Consider the following 19,303-nt stretch of genomic DNA (forward strand, 5'->3'; position numbering starts at 1 on the left):
ATAAACTTCTTTCCTTTTAAACTTTTTATTTATTATGTTGACATGATGTCAGACACTCTCAATAATTCTCTATCAATTTCTGATTTACCTTTAATTGCTTGTTCAAGAGGCGTTAAAGCCACTTTATCAGCCTGAAGACCTACCATATAATTTGATTTACCTTCAATTAAAGATTCTACTGCTTTTACACCTAGACGGCTTGCTAAAACACGATCAAAACAAGATGGAGAACCACCGCGCTGCATGTGTCCTAAAACTGATACTCTTACATCGTACTCCGGTAAATTAGCTTCAACGTAATCTTTTAATTCAAAAACGTTTTTACCAATTTTATCTCCTTCGGCAATAACTACTATACTGGATGATTTTCCTGAAGCTTTACTTTTTTGAAGAGAGTCAAGTAATCTGTCTAAACCTAAATCTTCTTCAGGAATAAGAATTTCTTCTGCACCAGCACCAATTCCCGCATTTAGGGCAATATGACCGGCATCTCTACCCATAACCTCTACAAAAAACAATCGGTTATGTGAACTTGCGGTATCTCTGATTTTATCAATACAATCCACAACAGTATTCAAAGCGGTGTCATAACCTAAAGTATGGCTTGTACCAAAAATATCATTATCAATTGTACCGGGAATTCCCATAATAGGAAAACCATATTCTGAATTAAAGATTAAACCTCCGGTAAAACTTCCGTCACCACCTATTACCACAAGAGCATCAACTCCGGCTTTAATAAGATTATCGTGTGCTTTTTTTCTACCTTCCGGGGTTCTAAACTCAACCGAACGAGCTGATTTTAAGATCGTTCCACCTTTGTTTACAATATTATTTACGCTTCGGGGACCCATTTCCTTGAAATCACCTTCGATCATTCCCTGATACCCTCTATAAATTCCTATGCATTCTATATTATGATAAGCGCATGTTCGAACAACTGATCGTATTGCGGCGTTCATTCCAGGTGAGTCTCCTCCCGATGTCAGAACACCAACTTTTTTTATTGTTTTTGGCATTATTTAAGTATTAAAGTGTAAAATTAGCAAACATTCACCACTTCTCAGGTTATGTTTGTAATAAATTAATAATATATGTTAAATTCAAACGTTTTCGTTAATAAGTTTTTCGATAGCAAAAAATTCATTTAAAATAATAAAAGGCACTTTTTTTAATTAAATCCTTAAAATTAACAATACTTAAATGAAGTGTTATAAAAATTTAGGTTTTTAATTTTTATCAAAAATTAACGAGCCGCTAAATTTAGCACAAAAAAAACCATTCGATGCAACGAATGGTTTCTTTTAAATATTTTTAACAAAATTGACTAAAAGTCATTGTCCGGAATTAATCCTTCATTATTATTTTGTGGCGGTGGTTTTTTCTCTTCTTCCTTTTTTTCAGGTACTTTTTTGTTTTTATCCGCATTCTTTTTATTAGAGAAATTCACAAAATCAGGATTTAGATAGGAGTCCTGCAAATCATCTGAAGAACTTTTTACTGCTTTTTCTAATTTATGGTTTTTAAATAATTTATTAACCAGTTCACTAAAAGTATCAAAATCCACTTCATACGAAATACCAACTCCTTGTGTATAACCAATTCCCTGACCTATATAATTGATATCATTTTCCTTATTAAATAAACGAAGATTCATTGATCCGTCTTCATTTACTCTGTATAATACTTCGATATCTCCCACAATAGCGGACTCGTTAACGCCTCCAATAGGAACTCCCAGTTTTCCGTTTATCGTAATTCTTTCATTCACCTGAGACGTTATATTTGCCACAAACTGACCATCAGCTTCCTGACCAATTCGTTTATCTGCAGATATAAAATTCAAATCAATATTTATTTTATCATTGTCAGATTTGATGATTCCGCCTAATAAACTTGCCGCAGTTTCTGCAAATGTTCCTGACAAATCACTTTGATTAAAACCATCCGGACTCATAAATGATCCTGTCGAAAGTAAATACAAAGCCTGAGTTTGTCGAACATCTTTATCATCTAACTTGTATTGAATCTCAGATTTTAAAACGTTACTTACAGATGGAAACTGAATATCAAAATTAGGTTCAGGACTTGTTAAATCTCCTCTTAAACCAATTACAACTTCTACCGGTACTTTTTTATTGAACGATGAATTTTGTAATAATACCGCAGGATTTGCAGATGTTTTATAAACAGCCTCAAGATTCAATTGCGCTTTCATTGGGTTTCCTTCCCAAATAATAGAACCCCCTTTTTTAACCGCGAATTTTTTATCAATTAAACCACCGTATTTAAAATTATAAGTTCCTTCGTATGCCTGGAAATCTCCCCACATATTAAATTTACCCAGCGTATTTATCTTAAATAATAATGATCCGTATCCTTTTCCTTTCATACCATGTCCGGAATTTCGATCTAAGATTACTTCAACCTCTGCATCTGGCGTGATATCAAAATCAAACTCTAATTCAAGACCGTTATAGTTTTTGGTTTTTTCAACAATTCCATTCGCTAAATTGTATTTCTCTTTTGGCGTAACAAAATGAATCCAACTGCTTTCACCCACACTTTGGGCATTATTAATTGGAATTTTAACCTCCGTTCCTTTCTCAGATTTGGCATCTACTTTAATAAACAAACTTTCCGTAGGACCTTTTATACTTGCTGTACCATTAATAAATGCTGTACCAAAATAAGCCGCATCTTCACTATCTTTTGTATCAAGCGCCAATAATCGTTTAGATGTAATGGTTAAATCCAGCTTCCAATCGCTAAAATTATGATGTTCAATACTTCCGTTAAGCAAGCCTTTGGTTCCGTATTTGGTATCTGTTAATTGATTGTTTCTGAATAAAAACTTTTCATCTGTTAAATCAATAACCGTTCGATCGCTTAATTCATAGTCAGTATTAAGATATGGAACTGTCATTCCGGCTTTTTCAACATATAACCTTCCGTTGATTTCCGGTTTTTTAAGATTCCCCACAACGGCGGCATTTCCGGAAACGGATCCTCTTACATTCGATAAAACATTACCTCCAATTGTTCCTAAAGTTGCCAGATTAAATCCTTCGAGTTTTAGATTTAAATCTAAAAAAGTCTCTTTGTTTTCGACAGCAAAAGTTCCGCTTGCCCTGAAGGATTCCGTAAAGCCGTTTTGAATAGACGAATTTATTGTGAATTTTTTAAAGCTTTCATCTCCCGAAATATCAAAATTCAGAGTTCCCAGATCTACTTTATTCAGGTTGAGATGATCAATCACAATAGACGCCGTGGGCTGGTAAACATCCTTATTCTGTTTGTAATTTATGTTTCCGTTCAGATTACCATTAAACACAAACTTGGAATTTAATGGCGTAATTTTATTAATATCTACATCTTCAAAATTGAGGACTATATCCTTATAATCGTTTCCTTTTATGACACCATTTAAATCGATTTTCTGATTTTCATGTGATAAAATAATATTGTCTATCGTGAAATTTTTAAAGAACTGGTCAAATACAATCTGATTATCTGCCTGATCATTTTCGTTTAAATACCATAAATAGTCTTTAAACTTCATTTCAGATTTCTTAATTCCAACTATATTATTTTTGTTTTTATCAATAGTATGATACAAATCCAGATTAAAATAATCTTCTCCTTTTTCTCCTCCTTTAAACTCAGAACGAACAAATAATGTATCTTTTGAAGTTACGTTGATTAAGTTAAAATCACGAATTTTATAATAAGGCGTTTTGATACTGTCTAACTCCACAAAAGCATTGTAAAGCGGATTTTTATTGTCAATACTAATTCTGATATTATCAAATGTATTTTTAGCCGCAGTAATTTTTTGAGATTTAAACCTGAATTTAAATTCCTGTAAATCAGAGTCTATTTTACCACGAACTACCGTGCTTGAATCTATATTAATTTCAGGATATAACATTTCGACCACTTTGTCATAAACATGAAAATTGAATCGTAAAAACTGTCCTTTATTAACTTTATAAGGTTTATAGTTAGTATAAAGACTTCCCACAGAATTCATTACCAATTTTTCTAATTGTGCAAATTGAAATTTACCAACTATTTTACCATTTACAACATCTTTAGAATTAATGGTGATCGTTCGTAATCTGTCAGCATCAAAATTTGAGTTTACTATGATTTCATCAAAAGCATAAGTTGCTTTTGGGTTTTGGTAAACCGCATCTCTAATGGAAACATTTCCCTGCAAATTTTCAATAGAATTTCCGGTAAGTTCCACAACGGCGTCACCTCTAAATGCTGCAATAGAATCTTTAACTAATTTCAGTTTTCTTAAATCGGCATTTTCTACATTAATATGAAAATCATATCGGCTTTCGCGTTTACTCAAATCTACTAATCCATCAAATGTCAAACTTAAATTAGGATCATTTATAGAAAGTTGTCCTTTATAATATGGCAATTTGAAATTTCCGTTTACAACAATATTATTATAGGTGTAATTATTATATTCTAATTTTGCAATGTCTCCTTTAATAATTGTATTCAGGTATTTCTCTGTAAAACCAACGCCATCAACATCTAAATTTAAGGTTGTTCTGCCAATATCCTTTCTATTTAATAAAGCTCCAACATTAAAATTATCTAAGATTACATTTCCTGAATACGATGCTTTATCGATAAAATCGATATTTTTCATATGCAAATCGGCCTGACCGTTACCTATATCAGTAATCATTTTAAAGTTGGCTTCTAATTCCGTTGTAGAAACTTTTGTTTTACCAACGATATTAAACTTTCCAATTCTTTTAAGTTCTTTCGGAAGTTTTTTACCTAAAATCCCAGGCAAAATCACCACTAAATTATCATAACTTGAAATCAGTTTATCAAATTTGCCTTCCATGGCAAATTTTTGAGTTTTGGTTCCAAGAAGGTTTTTGAAATTAAGTGTTCCGTTGATTTTTGAACCATTCATATCGCTCAATCTAAGATTTCTTAAATTAAGATTATTCAATGTTCCTTTTAATTTTGTTTTAATTTTAAAGTGTTGGTTTTTACCCAATCCGTCATAAAAAAAACGAACATCATTTGATGCAATTGAAGCAGAATCAAGCGCAACATCAAACTTTACTTTATCAGTAAAATGAAGAAAATCTTCAATCTTATAATTCAAGATAGCCTTACCGTAAATCCATGATCTTTTGGTTTTTATCGCTAAATTTTCAACTTTAATCTGCTTTTTAGTATATGTTAGTTTTCCGGCAAAATTAGACACATATAAACCACGATGATCTAAAAATGAAAACCTGTGAATTATAGTGCTAACATCTGGTCCGTATAATTTAAAATCACTTATATAAGCGTTCAGCTTTGTAAAATCAAGAAACTTGGGTGTAGTTTTGTTTTCATCAATAACAGTAAAAATACCTTTAGATATGTAAGCGTTTTTGGCTGTTAGTAAAAAGCGTTTGGTTGATTTCTTTTTTTTCCCGGTCTCAAACAATTTAATAAACTTATTAATATTGTTTTCATTTTCGTTTTTATAGGTTTTCAGATTAAAAATCATTCCTGTTAAACGAAGATCTCCAAAAATTAAATCACCATCCAGCAATCTTTTGATACTTAAAATATCTGTGGTAATAATATCTGAATAAATTAAGGTTTTCTTGTGGTGGTCTAAAATTAAAACTTTTTTCAGTTTTACACCGCCAAAAAGGTTGATGGCAACTCTGTCAACGCTAATATTTGTTTTAAAATCTGTGTTTAAAGAAACCGTGACATATTTTGCAATTTTTGTTTGTACAACAGGCAATGCCAATGTAATAGCAACTACTAACAAAAGTAAAATCAACCCAATTAGGGTTCTTGAAATTATTTTCTTTACTTTTTTGATAGCTGCTTTTATTTTAGTTTTCTTTTAAATTTATTTTGAACAGACAAAGAACGACTGTTTTTGATAAAAATTCTTTAATTTTGGCATCTCCTTAATATATAAGAAAATCAAAATATTTGATTCGTCAAATATAATTCAAAATTCGTGCCTTTATATGCAAAATTCAGAGGTTTTTATTCTTGCCATCGAAAGTTCCTGCGATGATACTGCCGCCGCGGTTTTACATAACGACAAAGTACTCTCAAATGTTGTGGCAAATCAGTTAATTCACAACCAATATGGTGGTGTAGTTCCAGAATTAGCTTCAAGAGCACATCAGCAAAATATTGTTCCCGTAATTGATGCCGCACTTCACAAAGCAAATGTACAAAAAGATCAACTAACCGCAATTGCTTTTACGCAAGGTCCGGGCTTAATGGGCTCTTTATTGGTAGGCAGTTCGTTTAGTAAATCATTATCATTAGCATTGAAAATTCCGTTAATTGCTGTTAATCATATGCATGCGCATATTTTAGCTCATTTTATTGACGAAGAAGGTTTTGATAAACCTGAATTTCCTTTTCTGGCGTTGACAATAAGTGGCGGACATACCCAAATTGTGAAAGTAAACGGTTTTTTTGACATGGAAATTATCGGTGAAACCACTGATGACGCTGTTGGAGAAGCCTTTGACAAAAGTGCAAAAATTTTAGGACTTCCCTATCCGGGCGGACCTTTGATTGATAAATATGCCCAATTAGGAAACCCGAAGGCATTTGCATTTACTAAACCAAAAGTTCCTGGATTAGATTTTAGTTTCTCCGGATTAAAAACGGCGATTTTATATTTTATTCAGAAGAAAAAACTGGAGAACCCCCATTTTATCGAAGAAAACCTGAATGATATTTGCGCTTCTATTCAATATACGATCATCGAAATTTTGATGGATAAATTGAAATTAGCCGTAAAAGAAACCGGAATCACACAAATTGCGATTGGCGGAGGAGTTTCGGCAAATTCAGGAATCAGATCAAGATTAAAGGAAACAGAAGGGAAATATGGTTGGAAAACTTTTATCCCAAAATTCGAATACACAACAGATAACGCTGCAATGATTGGCATTGTAGGATATCAAAAATATTTATCAAGTCGTTTTGAAACTTCAGCAGTAGTTTCAAAAGCGCGAATTCAATTTTAATTATGCAATTATTTTACAATCCCGATATTGACGAATCAACCGAAAATTTTTATTTTGACAAGGAAGAAAGCCGACATATTATAAAAGTTTTACGCAAGAAAGATTCGGATATTTTACACGTTACAAACGGTTTAGGTTTGTTGTTTGAAACCGAAATTACGCTGGCTTCTGACAATAAATGCATTGTCAATGTTCTTTCTATTACAAAAGCCGACGAACCGAAATACCGTTTGCATTTAGCCGTTGCGCCAACCAAAATGAACGATCGTTTTGAATGGTTTCTGGAAAAAGCTACCGAAATTGGGATTCAGGAAATTACGCCAATTATTTGTGATCGATCTGAACGAAAAGTAATTAACAGAGAGCGTTTTGAAAAGATTATTCTTTCGGCAATGAAACAATCTAACGAGACGTATTTGCCTAAATTAAACGAAGCAATTTCATTTAAGGAATTTGTAAAACAAAAAAATGACGGTTTACAGTTGATCGCGCATTGCGAGGAAACGGATAAAAAATCTTTGAAGGATATTTTGAAACCGAATGAAAGCGTTACAATGCTGATTGGTCCGGAAGGTGATTTTTCTGAAAAGGAAATTGCTCTGGCTTTAGAAAATAATTACCAGCCGGTTACGTTAGGAAACACACGTTTGCGTACTGAAACTGCTGCGATTGTAGCGTGTCATAGTGTTGTGTTTTTGAATGAAACACCAAATTAATTAAACTGTATTTTGTAATTTCGACGGAGGAGAAATCACCCGCGGAATTCGACAAAGATTGAAGATTTTCTGTGCGGAGTTTCTAGTGTGATTTCTCCTTTCGCCGAAATGACAAAAAAACAAAATGACAAGAAAACTAAAAAACTAATTGTCAATCTTTGCGGAGTTTTTTGCGGAGATTTCCTTCGTCGAAATGACAAACAGGAGGGGATTACAAACATATAAATTATTATGAAAAAAATATTTCTTTTGTTTTTATTGGTTTCAGTTTCTTCTTTTTCACAGGAAATTGCTTTGCTAAAATACAGCGGTGGCGGTGATTGGTATGCAAATCCTACATCTTTGCCTAACCTGATTAAGTTTTGTAATGGAAATATTAATACCCGAATAAAAGCAAAACCTTCAACGGTTGAGCCAAGTAATCCTGATTTGCTTTCGTATCCTTTTGTGCATATGACGGGTCACGGAAATGTCGTTTTTAGCGATGCTGATGTAAGTAATCTTAGAAATTATTTAAACGGCGGTGGCTTTCTTCATATCGATGATAATTACGGAATGGATCAATATATCAGAAAGGAAATTAAAAAAATATTCCCTAATAATAATTTAGTGGAGATTCCTGCGAATCATGCTATATTTCAAAAACCATATCCATTCCCTAACGGATTACCAAAAATTCACGAGCATGACGGAACGCGCGCTCAGGCTTTTGGAATTTTTGTAGAAAACAAACTGGTTTTATTATATACGTATGAATGTGATCTTGGCGATGGCTGGGAAGATCCTGAAGTGCATAATGATACGGCTTCTGCAAGGGACAAAGCCTTAAAAATGGGCGCCAACATTATCAATTATATTTTTACTAATTAAAACTTAAAAAGTGCAGCTTACTCACGAAGAAAATCAATTTCAAAGAAAAACTTTTCCGATAACATTAGTTTGTGATCACATTTATTTTCAACAGAATATTGGTTCTCTCTTTAGAATTAGTGAAGCTTTTGGGGTTGAAAATATTATCTTTTTAGGAAAAGATATTCCGCTAACGCCCCGTAAAATTAATAAAACTTCAAGAAGCACGCATCTTCATGTGCCTCATACTATAATTGAAGAAACAACTGAACTTGTTGACTATTTAATTAAGAACAACTTTGAAATTATTGCGCTGGAAATTGCAAGCAATAGTAAACCCCTAAAAGAAGTTGTAATTCCTGATAATCAAAAAATTGCACTTTTAATAGGAAGTGAGATCGATGGAATATCAGATGAACTTTTGAAAATTTCGAACCAAATTGTGCACATAAATATGTTCGGAAATAACTCCAGTATGAACGTTGTACAAGCTGCAAGTATCGCTTTGTACGAATTTACTTCTTAATAAATAAACGTTAAATTTTTGTAAGAACGAGACAGCATAAGGGATTGTAAAATTCTCACAAAATAATTATTGTAAAAATTTTGTTACAATAATATTTTTGTTATAAAATTGCGGTATAAATAACCAAATTTAATATTTTATAACAAAAACCCAAATTATTATGAAAAATGTTCTTATTACCGCATTCGCAGCGTTAGTGCTGTTTTCTTGTCAAAATGAATCTACAGAATCATCTGATTCAAATGTAAGTGCAATTGCGCATCGCGGATGTGCATCACAGGAAGTTTTAGAAGCTCAATTAAAAGCTGATCCCACTTTAGCAATCAGAATGAATGAAATTGATGCTTTTACAGAGAAAGCCATATTAAGTGGTAAACTTGTTAACGGAAAAGTTCAAATTCCTGTTGTAGTTAATGTATTGTACAGAACAACTGCAGAAAACATTTCTAATGCTCAAATTCAAACCCAAATTGATGTCTTGAATAAAGATTTCAATGCATTAAACTCTGATTTTAATAGTGTCCCTGCCCTATTTTCTGGTGTTAAAGCAAATGTTGGAATTTCATTTGTTTTAGATCAGGTGATCAGAAAATCTACTACAAAAACATCATGGGGAACTAATGATGCTGTTAAAAAAGTGGCTCAGGGAGGTTTAGCGCCAACTACGCCTACAACAAAACTTAATTTATGGTCATGTACAATTGGTGGCGGAATATTAGGATATGCGCAATTTCCTGGAGGAGCTTCTGCTACTGACGGAGTTGTAATTGATTCTAAATATTTTGGATTATCCGGTGCTGCAAATGCTCCGTTTAACTTAGGAAGAACCGGAACTCACGAAGTTGGTCACTGGATGAATTTACGTCACATTTGGGGAGATGCAACTTGCGGAAGCGATTTAGTATCTGATACTCCTACACACAATACTGCAAATTATGGTGTACCGGCTTATCCACATTATAGCACTTGCTCAGGAACTCCTGTAGAAATGACTATGAACTACATGGATTATACTGATGATAATGGTATGTATATGTTCTCTAACGGACAAAAAAGCAGAATGGCTGCAATCTTCGTTACCGGAGGTGCAAGAGCAGCTTTTGGAATCTAAAAAAACAGATTAATAGAATAAATGGAAAGGCGGGATGATATCATCTCGCTTTTTTTTGTTTACGCTCAAATTTCAAAAAGCTTTTTCCTATATTTATATTCTAAAATTAAATCATGATCACATCAAAAATTATTTCTAACGGAATATTAAGGGCTTTAGCAACAATACTAATTGTTGGCGCTATTTTATTTTTTTTATACGAAATACAAACTGTTATTGTTTACTTATGCATCTCATTGTTATTGTGTTTAATAGCAAATCCGTTAGTGCAATTTTTAAAGACCAGATTAAAATTTGGTAATGGGCTCGCAGCGACCACAACTTTAATTGTGTTTATTTTAATGTTAGTAGGATTCATATTTTTATTTGTTCCTTTGATTATATCGCAGGCTAATAATTTATCTTTATTGGATACTCATAGTTTACAATTGCAATTTATGGAAGCGGAGCGCAATGTGGAAGCCTATTTTAATGTTCAGCATTTAGATTTTAATAAAGTATTAAAGGATTCTAAAATTACTTCAATAATAGATTTTAGTTATTTTACCGTTTTTTTAAATTCAATTTTAGGATTTTTGGCTAATATGGGTATGGGATTGGTTTCTGTATTCTTTATTACTTTTTTCTTTATTAAAGATCAGGATTCTTTTAAATTAAGTGCACGTAAAATTTTACCGGATAATAATGAAGATAAAATTATCAACTCAATCACTAAAATAAATCACTTTTTAACCCGATACTTTATAGGTTTGCTGCTTCAATTAACGGTTGTATTTATTTTGTATTTAATTGTTTTAGTGATTTTTGGAAATAAAAATGCTTTTGTAATTGCTTTTTTATGTGCCATTTTAAACATCATTCCATATATAGGACCAATAATAGGAACTGTTTTAGCGGGTATTTTAACGATGATTAGCATGATTGGAAGTGATTTTCAAACTGAAATCCTGCCAAGAACTATTTATGTAATTATAGGCTTTTTAGTAGTTCAGGCAATTGATAATAATATAAGTCAGCCCATAATTTCATCAAAAAGTGTAAATTCGCACCCGCTGGAAATATTCCTGATTACTTTAATCAGTGGAATTACTTTTGGGATTGTAGGGATGATTATTGCAATTCCTGTTTTTACAATGCTGAAAGTAATCCTGAAAGAATTTTTTCCTGAAAACAAAATTGTCTCCGTATTAACCGAAAGAATTTAGCATTGAACACTTCTATTTTAGACAAAAATATACAGGAATTTATTACTCAAAATAGTGGTGCATCAATTACAAAATTAGCGCTTCAAAAAAATCCGTTTCCTGAAATGGACTGGATTTTAATCTTAAATCAGATTGAAGCAAAGTCTAAGGCAAAAGAAAAATTACCAACCTGGTTCGCAACCGAAAACATTATTTATCCAAGTAAAATTTCGGTGGAGCAAACCTCATCTGAAAAAACAGCTGTTTATAAAGCTTCATTAATTTCAGGAGAAACTTTAATAGATCTTACAGGAGGTTTTGGCGTTGATGATTATTACTTTTCAAAGAAATTTAAAAGTATTGCGCATTGCGAAATCAACGAAGATTTATCGGCAATTGTAAAACATAATTTTGAACAGATTAAAGTGAACAATTGTACTTTTTATGCTGATGATTCTACGAATGTTTTAACCGAATCAAATCAAAAATGGGATTGGATTTATATTGATCCTTCGAGAAGAAATGATGCTAAAGGCAAAGTTTTCATGCTGAAGGATTGTTTGCCGAATGTGCCTGATTTGCTGGATTTTTATTTTGAAAAAGCTTCTTCAATTTTAATAAAAACAGCTCCGTTACTGGATATTTCGGCAGGATTATCCGAACTTAAATTTGTAAAAAACATTCATATTATCGCGCTTGAAAATGAAGTTAAGGAACTACTTTTTGAAATTCACAATCATTATTCTGGCGATATCACGATTAAAACGGCTAATATAGTAAAGGATAAAACTGAAACATTCGAATTTGTTTTGGGTGATGATTCCCTTTTTGCTTCGTATCATTTACCTCAGCGTTATGTTTATGAGCCCAATTCGGCTATTATGAAATCAGGCGGGTTTGATGAAGTCAGTGCTGTTTTTGATGTCAACAAACTGCATAAACATTCTCATTTATATACTTCTGATGAATTAATTGATTTTCCCGGGCGCAGTTTTGAAATAATAAAAGTGATTCCGTACAGTAAAAATGAGATGAAAACGGAACTCGCTAATCAACAGGCAAATGTCACTACGAGAAATTTTCCTGACACTGTGGAAAACATCCGAAAAAAATGGAAAATAAAAAATGGCGGAAATTTGTATTGTTTTTTTACAACTGATAAAAATGAGAGTAAAATAGTTTTAATTTGCAGAAAAATTATTTAAAATGAAACAACTAATTACGCTAACCTTTTTTTTATTAACCTTTACCGCTTTTGCCCAAAAACCATGTGAATACAGTGCAAATGTAACCGACTCAATTGGTACTTATAAAGTTACGAATGAATACCTGATGAGTGAAAAATACTTTGGTGGAACATTTGATTATATTTTCTTTTCGTTAGCAAAAACGGACGGAATGCCTACTTTAAATTTACAGCTGATCCAGAAAAGCAAAGATTTTATAAAAGCGAATTGCTTTGATAAAAATTCAAAAGTTTTTTTACAATTAGAAAACGGAAAAATAGTGACGCTAATCCATATGGACAGGGAGAGTTGCGGAACGCTTATTCATGACGAGAAAGGTTTTGATAATCGTATTAATACGGGAATTTTTATGTTCATGAAAGAAAATTTTGAGGAACTTAAAAAATCTCCAATTTCGATTATGCGCATCAAATACCTGACTACTACTGAGGATTATATCGTAAAAAGGGAATTAACATCTGAGCTGAACACTAAGGTTTATAACCCGAATACGTATTTTATGGAAAACATCAGATGTGTTGAATAATTAATCACATTTCCATTTTTGGTTGGAAACATTATCTTTTAATCCCGCTTTTAAATTATAATGCCACCACTCTGAATCAAATGAATTAAACCCATTTTTGATCATTATGCTTTTAAGATATTTTCTATTTGATTTTACATCATTAGAAAGCATTGTATAATTATGACTGGCACGAATACCAAAAAAGTCAAAAGGAGTTCCCATATCAACTTCTTTTCCATTTATATCGACTATAGAAATATCAACGGCTCCTCCTCTATTGTGGATGGAGCCTTTTTTTGGATCGGCGACATATTTGGGATTCGATACAATCTCCCACATTTTTTGCTGAATCGCTAAAGGTCGGTAACAATCATACAATTTGATTTTAAAACCTTTTTGCATAAAAGCTTTATTGGCTTTTATCAATGCCTGAACGGTTTTGTAACGCAACACACATTCGGCACAATCATAAACTTTTGCTTTCAGGAAATTATCTTCGGTCGCGTACTTCATGTCGTAGATAAAATCATTGCTGTAATCTTTTAAATTTACAAATGTAGTATCTGCAACTACTTGTTTAACAGAACTTGTATAAACCTCATTTTGAGCGTTTGCAAAGCATGTAAATAAAGTGATTGTGAACAATAGTAAAAACTGAATGTGTGATGTTGTGTTTCTTTTCATGGAAAATGTAATTGTATCCTGTAAATATAAAGATAAAAATCCTTGCAGAAAAAAGTCATGTTCTTTACTCTATTTCATACTTTCAAAATTCTTCAGATCAAGTATTGGTTACAATTCTGGTAATTTTCAATAAAAATTCTTTCGTTTCGTTTATATCAAAATGATTTTGCTTCATCCATTCAATTTGAAATTGAGCCGGAAGATATATTCCCCATTTTGAAACTTTTAATAATTCTGTATTTTTTTCTAATTCTTCTGTTATCATTTTATCAATAAGCTGAACGTTAGCACTTAAAAAATTTAGCTTAGATAAAAAGTCATCTTTAGAAATGTAAATATTAAATGAACTTTCCTGATCTTCCAATGCGTTTTTTATGTCTAAAATATCAAAAAGAAATTCTAATGTTCTGTTTGTTTTTGTTCCTGTAAAAGTAGAGAATACAAGTTTTTTTTCGGAAACTAATAACGGTCTTTCTGATTCGGTATTTTTTATAGCAAAAGTGGAGAAATCGCTTCTCATTTCGTCTAATTCATCCGCAGATTCTTCATTGAGTTCAGGATAAATTTTATCCTGATAAAGGATCTCAAACATTTTTTGTCTAATTACAGCATGAACCATTCCGCCACCTCCGGAAAATAAAGGTTTTTTACCATCGTTTGTTCGTATAACCTCAATTTTTTTCGCCTTGACATCAACAAATACAATCTTCCATATTTTTGCCGCCAGTAAAATATTTTCATTTTCTATAATTTGTGAACTTAACGGAATTTCACCTATTTTAAGACCTGCATTTACTACTTTGAAATTGTCTTCAAGTGTAAATGCACTATAGAAATCCCTGTCATTTACGATTTTTTCGCCTTCAATTCCTATTATAACTTCGTCTCTCAATTTTTCTATCAAATCGATCTCGATCAAATGATTTAAGATTTTTTCTATATCAAAAATTTCAATGTCATTGAATGCAAAGTTTTTCTTTAAAAGTCTCACCAACTCCCTATATTGAATACCGGAATGTCCTTTTGTAATCGACAATGCCTGATGTAATAAAAGATCATAAGCAAAACTCATTGATTCTTTAGGTTCTATAAAACCTTCTTTATACAAATGCCAACAGGCAAGTGATTGCAGTAAACTCCATTTGTTTGTGGCATATAATAACAGAAAACTTTTGGCGCCATCTCTACGTCCGCTTCTTCCAATACGCTGGATTAAAGATGCAATACTGTATGTGGCATCGATTTGTACAACCTCATCAACAGCCCCGATATCAATACCAAGTTCTAAGGTTGAAGTACAGGAAATGCAAAAATTTTGTCGGTTATTACTTTTCGCAAAAGATTCTATATGTTCTCTAACTTCTTTATCTACAGATGAATGATGTGAGAAATAATTGACATGTCCTTTTTGCCTATCTGAAATTTTCTTTAATTCTACTGCAACAACTTCGGCAAGTCCACGGCTATTGGGAAAAACAAGTACTTTGCGATCTTTAGTTTCCTGGTATAAATCGTCTATAAGAGCTGAGGGCAAATCTTTGGCATCTTTTTGAAAATACCTAAAATTTGCTTCAATTTCTTTTGATGCGCTATCTCTTAAAACCATGGTTTCTATAGTATTACCCGCAAATTTTTTAACTTCGACGTAATCTCCTAAAGTTGCCGAAAGACCAATTATCCTAAAGTTATTTTCATTTACATCTTGTAATCTGGACAAAAGAGATTTTAATTGTACGCCTCTTCCTGATCCGATAAAAGAATGAATCTCGTCTATAATTACAAATTTAAGATTCGAAAAAATATGCTTTACATTATAAGGTTTATTGACAAACATGGCTTCCAGGGATTCCGGTGTCATTAAAACGATTCCTGTTGGATCTTTTACTAATTTTTCTTTTGAAGTTTTATTGGCTTCTCCGTGCCATTTGACAACATTGACTTCTAAATTTTTGCACAGTTCTTCAACACGAAAAAACTGATCGTTTATTAAGGCGATAAGTGGCGAAATATACAAAACCTGAACGCCTCTGTCGTTAAAATTAACCTGAGATAAAACGGGTAAAAAAGCGGCTTCGGTTTTTCCTGATGCTGTTCTCGATACCAGAATATAATGTTTGTCTGTGGTTAAAATTCTTGTAATTGCAGCATTTTGAATGGGACGCAATTGTTCCCATCGTTTATCACGAATGTATTTTCGGATGGGTTCTGATAATAGTTCATACGACATTATATTTCTTCAATGCTATCAATTAAAACATCATGAGGTCTTTCATCTGAAATTTCGATATCTCCGAATAATTTGGATTTATCTAAATTTGGATTTTGCCTTAGGATATTTAGAATATTTAAGAAATCCCTAATTACCTCGCGCGGAGTTAAAAACTCAGATGCGCCTGGTTTATTAAACATTTCTTCCATGAAATTTTGGATATCATCTTCAGAAATGTTTGTGGTAACTTTGTAATTGTAATCAAAAATTGATTTTAGTTTTATAAGTAATACGAAAACTTCATTATGATCGAGCGGCAATAATTTAATTACAGGTTGTGCAAAATCTCTAATTTCGGCGGTTTCAAACTTATTGCTTTCTAATCTTGATTTTAAAGCATGATAGCTGAATAATCCTCTTCGTTCGTTTTCTAGAACTTCTTTTGTTCCGGCAAAATTGAAAAATAAATGACTGACTTTTCCCTGAAAACAATCATTGTAAATGCTTAAAATTTTCTCGTAATTTTTCTCTCTCATTACAGATGTCGAAATTTTATAAAGATTTATCGCTTCATCAAGATTGATCATAAAACCGCTGTATCCCATGCTTACAAACAGCTTGCAAAAGTTTTTAAGCATGTCATAATAGTTCAGGTCGTTTATGATTTCCCTTACTCCCAGATCTTGTTTTGCTTCGGTTTTTGTATGGTATTCACCTTTGAGCCACTTTAAGGCATTTCGTCTTAATTGTTCGTCATCTTTAATGTAACCTTCGTAATATTTCATTACAACGGTTCCAAAATCAAAACCTCCAACTTCGGTAATTTCGTTGATGGTTTTCATGATGTTATTCTGAATGAGGCTTAAATATTTTTCATCCCTGATATTTTCAAGTGCAATAGTATTATCCTGGGCCGTTTTTGAAACCACTTGTTCTATCCATTTTTCCATTAAAGTTGGTAATGCTCCTCCTTCTGGTTTTGTCTGGATCGCAATATTATCCATAATAGCCGAATATAGCGCAACGCCTTTCCCGTCATTAGAATAAAGTCTGTTATCCGGAGTAAAATCAGCATTTGTCACTACAAATTTTTGTTTCAAAGCAACGGTATTTAGCAAATGAAGCATGAATGATTTTCCGGATCCAAAATCACCAATCCAAAATTTCACCATACTATGTCCGTTTTTTACATCTTCCAGCGCGTTTACAAATGCGCTTATTTCTTCAGATCTTCCTACGGTAATATGCTGAACGCCAATTTTGGGTACTACGCCTCCAATTAATGAATTGATAATTGCTGTGGCTTCTTTTGGTTTAATATTCTCTATCATTTTGCTAGTATTCGGTTAAAATAAGTTTCGTTTATAATGTAAAATTCTTCGTCTTCTTCAATTAAAACATCGTCTAATGTTTCATAACAAATTTCATTAATGCTTTCTATCAATTGGTTTTTAAACATTCCTTTTGATCTTGCTACTATTTCAAAATCTGCCTGAAGAACAGATAGATTTGCTTTTGAAAAAAGGTCCAGAATTTCTTCCTGAATTTTGGTGAAATTTATTGATTCTTCAAAAGAGCTTGTTTTGGTTTCTTGTAGTTGAGGGATTATTTGCAATACTATTTCATTGTTTACGTCAGGCGTTTGAACTTCTGGTATTTCATCTTCATCACGCAAATATTCATTAAGCAGTTCAACGGTTCCGGAATGTTTATTATGCACTTCCTGAATGGCATTTCTGTCTAATTGTATTTTTTTTCTTTTGGCAGCATATACACCTGGAATCGATTTTAATGCTTTTTCTAAATTTTTATCTTGTACAAACTCATTAATAATACGTTGAAAATCATTTAACTGCTCGCTGGTTTTAAACAGACTTTTTTGCGCTGTCGTATTCAATTGTTTATTATCAAATTTTACCGAATTAAGATCATAATAGATGTAGTAGATGTACAAAGTAAGCGCGGCTTCTTTATCATAGCTTGCAATAAACTTTGAACCTTCGTAAAAAATATTTTCAACGGATGGATTATTTTTGTTTTGATTTCCTAAAGTAATAATCTCCTGAATAAATGTTTTTGAATCGGTTTTATATTGAATCGACAATTGATCAAACTTGATTTTCCATCGTGTTGTGTTTTGAGTATTCAGTTCAAAATCAGCTTTTTGATCCGGCTCATTTATCGTGGGAAGATAAATTTGCATTATCTTTTTTAATTTTAAAATAACCCTGTTATTGTATTCTTCAATAATTTCATCTGATGTATATTGTAAATCAACATTCAGTTTTCTTTTATGTCCAAAATTCTCCCGAACAGCATTTTCGCAGTATTTAAAAATATTAGAGTGAAGCTCATTCACAATAGTTTCTATGGAATATTTGTAATTACTGCTTCCTTTTCTGTAATTATAATGTTTGTAAGCAATACTGTCAGCCAGTTTATTCAGTTCAGCACTTAAAGATGAAGATTCTTTTTCGTACTTTTCTTCGATCTTTTTAATTACGTATAAATAAAACTTAACAACTTCTAAACCGCAAAATTCAATACTGAAAAAGTTGTTTTCAGGATTCCATAATTTGTTTAGCAATGCTACATCCTGATCGCTTAAATCAAGTTTTGCTCTAAATTGTGCGCCTAATTTTAAATAATCGTATCCGGCATAATCATCATAATAATTTTCCTCTTTCCTGATTCTTTCAACATCTTTATGCAAGCCATGTTCGAGTAATTTTTTAACCAGATTTGAAACACAATACGATTTAGTTTTAGGATGATAAGCCCGTAATTCTTTTAGTTGTTTTTCAAGCCGAATTGTATTCTTGTGATTATCATATTCATTTAAAAGATCAAATAGCAAAATAAATGCATAGTTATTATTGCCGTCCAGATTTGTGTAAATGCTGTTTAGAAAATTAAATTTATAGGTTTTATAGAAAACACGCTGCTGACTCGACGCAGAATTAATTTCAGAATAGGAATATACATTTTGATGTCCCCAATAGGGAACGCTGGAGTTTCTTGATAAATTATTTGAAAGGCTGTACGATTCGCCGGTAACATCAATAATAGAATCATCCATATGTGCTAAAATTTTAAATAATTATAATAAGTCGTCAATTATATCCGAAAAATCGAATTCGTGAATGAGCATAATTGTATGTCCGTCTTTTCTAAGATTTATGGCTTTTTCAACCTTTCTTCCATAACATGAAAATGAATTTCTTAC

14 protein-coding genes are annotated in these 19,303 nt (G+C 32.1%); 8 read left to right on the forward strand and 6 right to left on the reverse strand.

The annotated features are described in order from the left end of the window. Positions 1-32 precede the first annotated feature (32 nt). Together pfkA and KHA90_RS09695 are read right to left on the reverse strand one after the other, a co-directional pair. Entirely contained in the window at positions 33-1,019 is a 987-nt protein-coding gene (gene pfkA / locus KHA90_RS09690; protein WP_213298505.1) for a 6-phosphofructokinase, read from the reverse strand. Positions 1,020-1,327: 308 nt separating this feature from the next. After that, complete coding sequence (locus tag KHA90_RS09695; protein WP_244860286.1) at positions 1,328-5,824, reverse strand: translocation/assembly module TamB domain-containing protein; 4,497 nt, start codon at positions 5,822-5,824, stop codon at positions 1,328-1,330. A gap of 196 nt (positions 5,825-6,020) precedes the next feature. Here KHA90_RS09695 and tsaD point away from each other — a divergent pair, with 196 nt between their 5' ends. The 8 genes from tsaD to KHA90_RS09735 all read left to right on the forward strand — a co-directional run bounded on the left by tsaD (position 6,021) and on the right by KHA90_RS09735 (position 13,202). Further along, positions 6,021-7,043 (forward strand): tRNA (adenosine(37)-N6)-threonylcarbamoyltransferase complex transferase subunit TsaD, encoded by a 1,023-nt coding sequence (gene tsaD / locus KHA90_RS09700; protein ID WP_213298508.1) that lies wholly within the window; start codon positions 6,021-6,023, stop codon positions 7,041-7,043. Between the two features lie 2 nt (positions 7,044-7,045). Continuing rightward, positions 7,046-7,759 carry a 16S rRNA (uracil(1498)-N(3))-methyltransferase gene (locus KHA90_RS09705; protein ID WP_213298509.1) on the forward strand — a complete coding sequence of 238 codons (714 nt, stop codon included), beginning with the start codon at positions 7,046-7,048 and terminating at the stop codon, positions 7,757-7,759. Positions 7,760-7,990: 231 nt separating this feature from the next. Beyond that, on the forward strand, positions 7,991-8,629 hold the full coding sequence (locus tag KHA90_RS09710; RefSeq protein ID WP_213298512.1) for a DUF4159 domain-containing protein: 639 nt from the start codon (positions 7,991-7,993) through the stop codon (positions 8,627-8,629). 10 nt (positions 8,630-8,639) lie between these two features. After that, positions 8,640-9,134, forward strand: coding sequence for a TrmH family RNA methyltransferase (locus KHA90_RS09715; protein ID WP_213298515.1), 495 nt, complete (start codon positions 8,640-8,642; stop codon positions 9,132-9,134). Positions 9,135-9,294: 160 nt separating this feature from the next. Next, positions 9,295-10,245, forward strand: a complete 951-nt coding sequence (locus KHA90_RS09720) for a zinc metalloprotease (protein WP_213298518.1) — start codon at positions 9,295-9,297, stop codon at positions 10,243-10,245. 113 nt (positions 10,246-10,358) lie between these two features. Next, positions 10,359-11,450: an AI-2E family transporter gene (locus KHA90_RS09725; protein ID WP_213298521.1), complete on the forward strand. Its 1,092-nt coding sequence runs from the start codon at positions 10,359-10,361 to the stop codon at positions 11,448-11,450. A 2-nt stretch (positions 11,451-11,452) separates the two neighbouring features. Then, positions 11,453-12,634 carry a THUMP-like domain-containing protein gene (locus tag KHA90_RS09730; protein ID WP_213298523.1) on the forward strand — a complete coding sequence of 394 codons (1,182 nt, stop codon included), beginning with the start codon at positions 11,453-11,455 and terminating at the stop codon, positions 12,632-12,634. A 1-nt stretch (position 12,635) separates the two neighbouring features. Next, on the forward strand, positions 12,636-13,202 hold the full coding sequence (locus KHA90_RS09735) for a hypothetical protein (RefSeq protein WP_213298526.1): 567 nt from the start codon (positions 12,636-12,638) through the stop codon (positions 13,200-13,202). Here KHA90_RS09735 and KHA90_RS09740 read toward each other — a convergent pair whose 3' ends face one another. The 4 genes from KHA90_RS09740 to KHA90_RS09755 form a co-directional block, all read right to left on the reverse strand. After that, positions 13,203-13,868 (reverse strand): M15 family metallopeptidase, encoded by a 666-nt coding sequence (locus tag KHA90_RS09740; RefSeq protein ID WP_213298529.1) that lies wholly within the window; start codon positions 13,866-13,868, stop codon positions 13,203-13,205. 97 nt (positions 13,869-13,965) lie between these two features. Then, positions 13,966-16,095 (reverse strand): DEAD/DEAH box helicase, encoded by a 2,130-nt coding sequence (locus KHA90_RS09745; protein ID WP_213298532.1) that lies wholly within the window; start codon positions 16,093-16,095, stop codon positions 13,966-13,968. After that, positions 16,095-17,408, reverse strand: a complete 1,314-nt coding sequence (locus tag KHA90_RS09750; protein ID WP_213298535.1) for an ATP-binding protein — start codon at positions 17,406-17,408, stop codon at positions 16,095-16,097. Before KHA90_RS09750 ends, KHA90_RS09745 begins: the two co-directional genes overlap by 1 nt. Beyond that, entirely contained in the window at positions 17,405-19,156 is a 1,752-nt protein-coding gene (locus KHA90_RS09755) for a tellurite resistance TerB C-terminal domain-containing protein (RefSeq protein ID WP_213298537.1), read from the reverse strand. Before KHA90_RS09755 ends, KHA90_RS09750 begins: the two co-directional genes overlap by 4 nt. Between the last annotated feature and the right edge of the window lie 147 nt (positions 19,157-19,303).

Source organism: Flavobacterium psychroterrae, from assembly GCF_018380615.1.
Lineage (GTDB): Bacteria > Bacteroidota > Bacteroidia > Flavobacteriales > Flavobacteriaceae > Flavobacterium > Flavobacterium psychroterrae.

Excerpts from the sequence above, each read along its gene's own strand:
- KHA90_RS09705 (WP_213298509.1), top strand. The coding sequence starts at position 7,046 with ATGCAATTATTTTACAATCCCGATATTGACGAATCAACCGAAAATTTT.
- KHA90_RS09740 (WP_213298529.1), bottom strand. The coding sequence starts at position 13,868 with ATGAAAAGAAACACAACATCACACATTCAGTTTTTACTATTGTTCACA.
- KHA90_RS09720 (WP_213298518.1), top strand. The coding sequence starts at position 9,295 with ATGAAAAATGTTCTTATTACCGCATTCGCAGCGTTAGTGCTGTTTTCT.
- tsaD (WP_213298508.1), top strand. The coding sequence starts at position 6,021 with ATGCAAAATTCAGAGGTTTTTATTCTTGCCATCGAAAGTTCCTGCGAT.
- KHA90_RS09755 (WP_213298537.1), bottom strand. The coding sequence starts at position 19,156 with ATGGATGATTCTATTATTGATGTTACCGGCGAATCGTACAGCCTTTCA.
- KHA90_RS09710 (WP_213298512.1), top strand. The coding sequence starts at position 7,991 with ATGAAAAAAATATTTCTTTTGTTTTTATTGGTTTCAGTTTCTTCTTTT.
- KHA90_RS09745 (WP_213298532.1), bottom strand. The coding sequence starts at position 16,095 with ATGTCGTATGAACTATTATCAGAACCCATCCGAAAATACATTCGTGAT.
- KHA90_RS09750 (WP_213298535.1), bottom strand. The coding sequence starts at position 17,408 with ATGATAGAGAATATTAAACCAAAAGAAGCCACAGCAATTATCAATTCA.
- KHA90_RS09735 (WP_213298526.1), top strand. The coding sequence starts at position 12,636 with ATGAAACAACTAATTACGCTAACCTTTTTTTTATTAACCTTTACCGCT.
- pfkA (WP_213298505.1), bottom strand. The coding sequence starts at position 1,019 with ATGCCAAAAACAATAAAAAAAGTTGGTGTTCTGACATCGGGAGGAGAC.
- KHA90_RS09725 (WP_213298521.1), top strand. The coding sequence starts at position 10,359 with ATGATCACATCAAAAATTATTTCTAACGGAATATTAAGGGCTTTAGCA.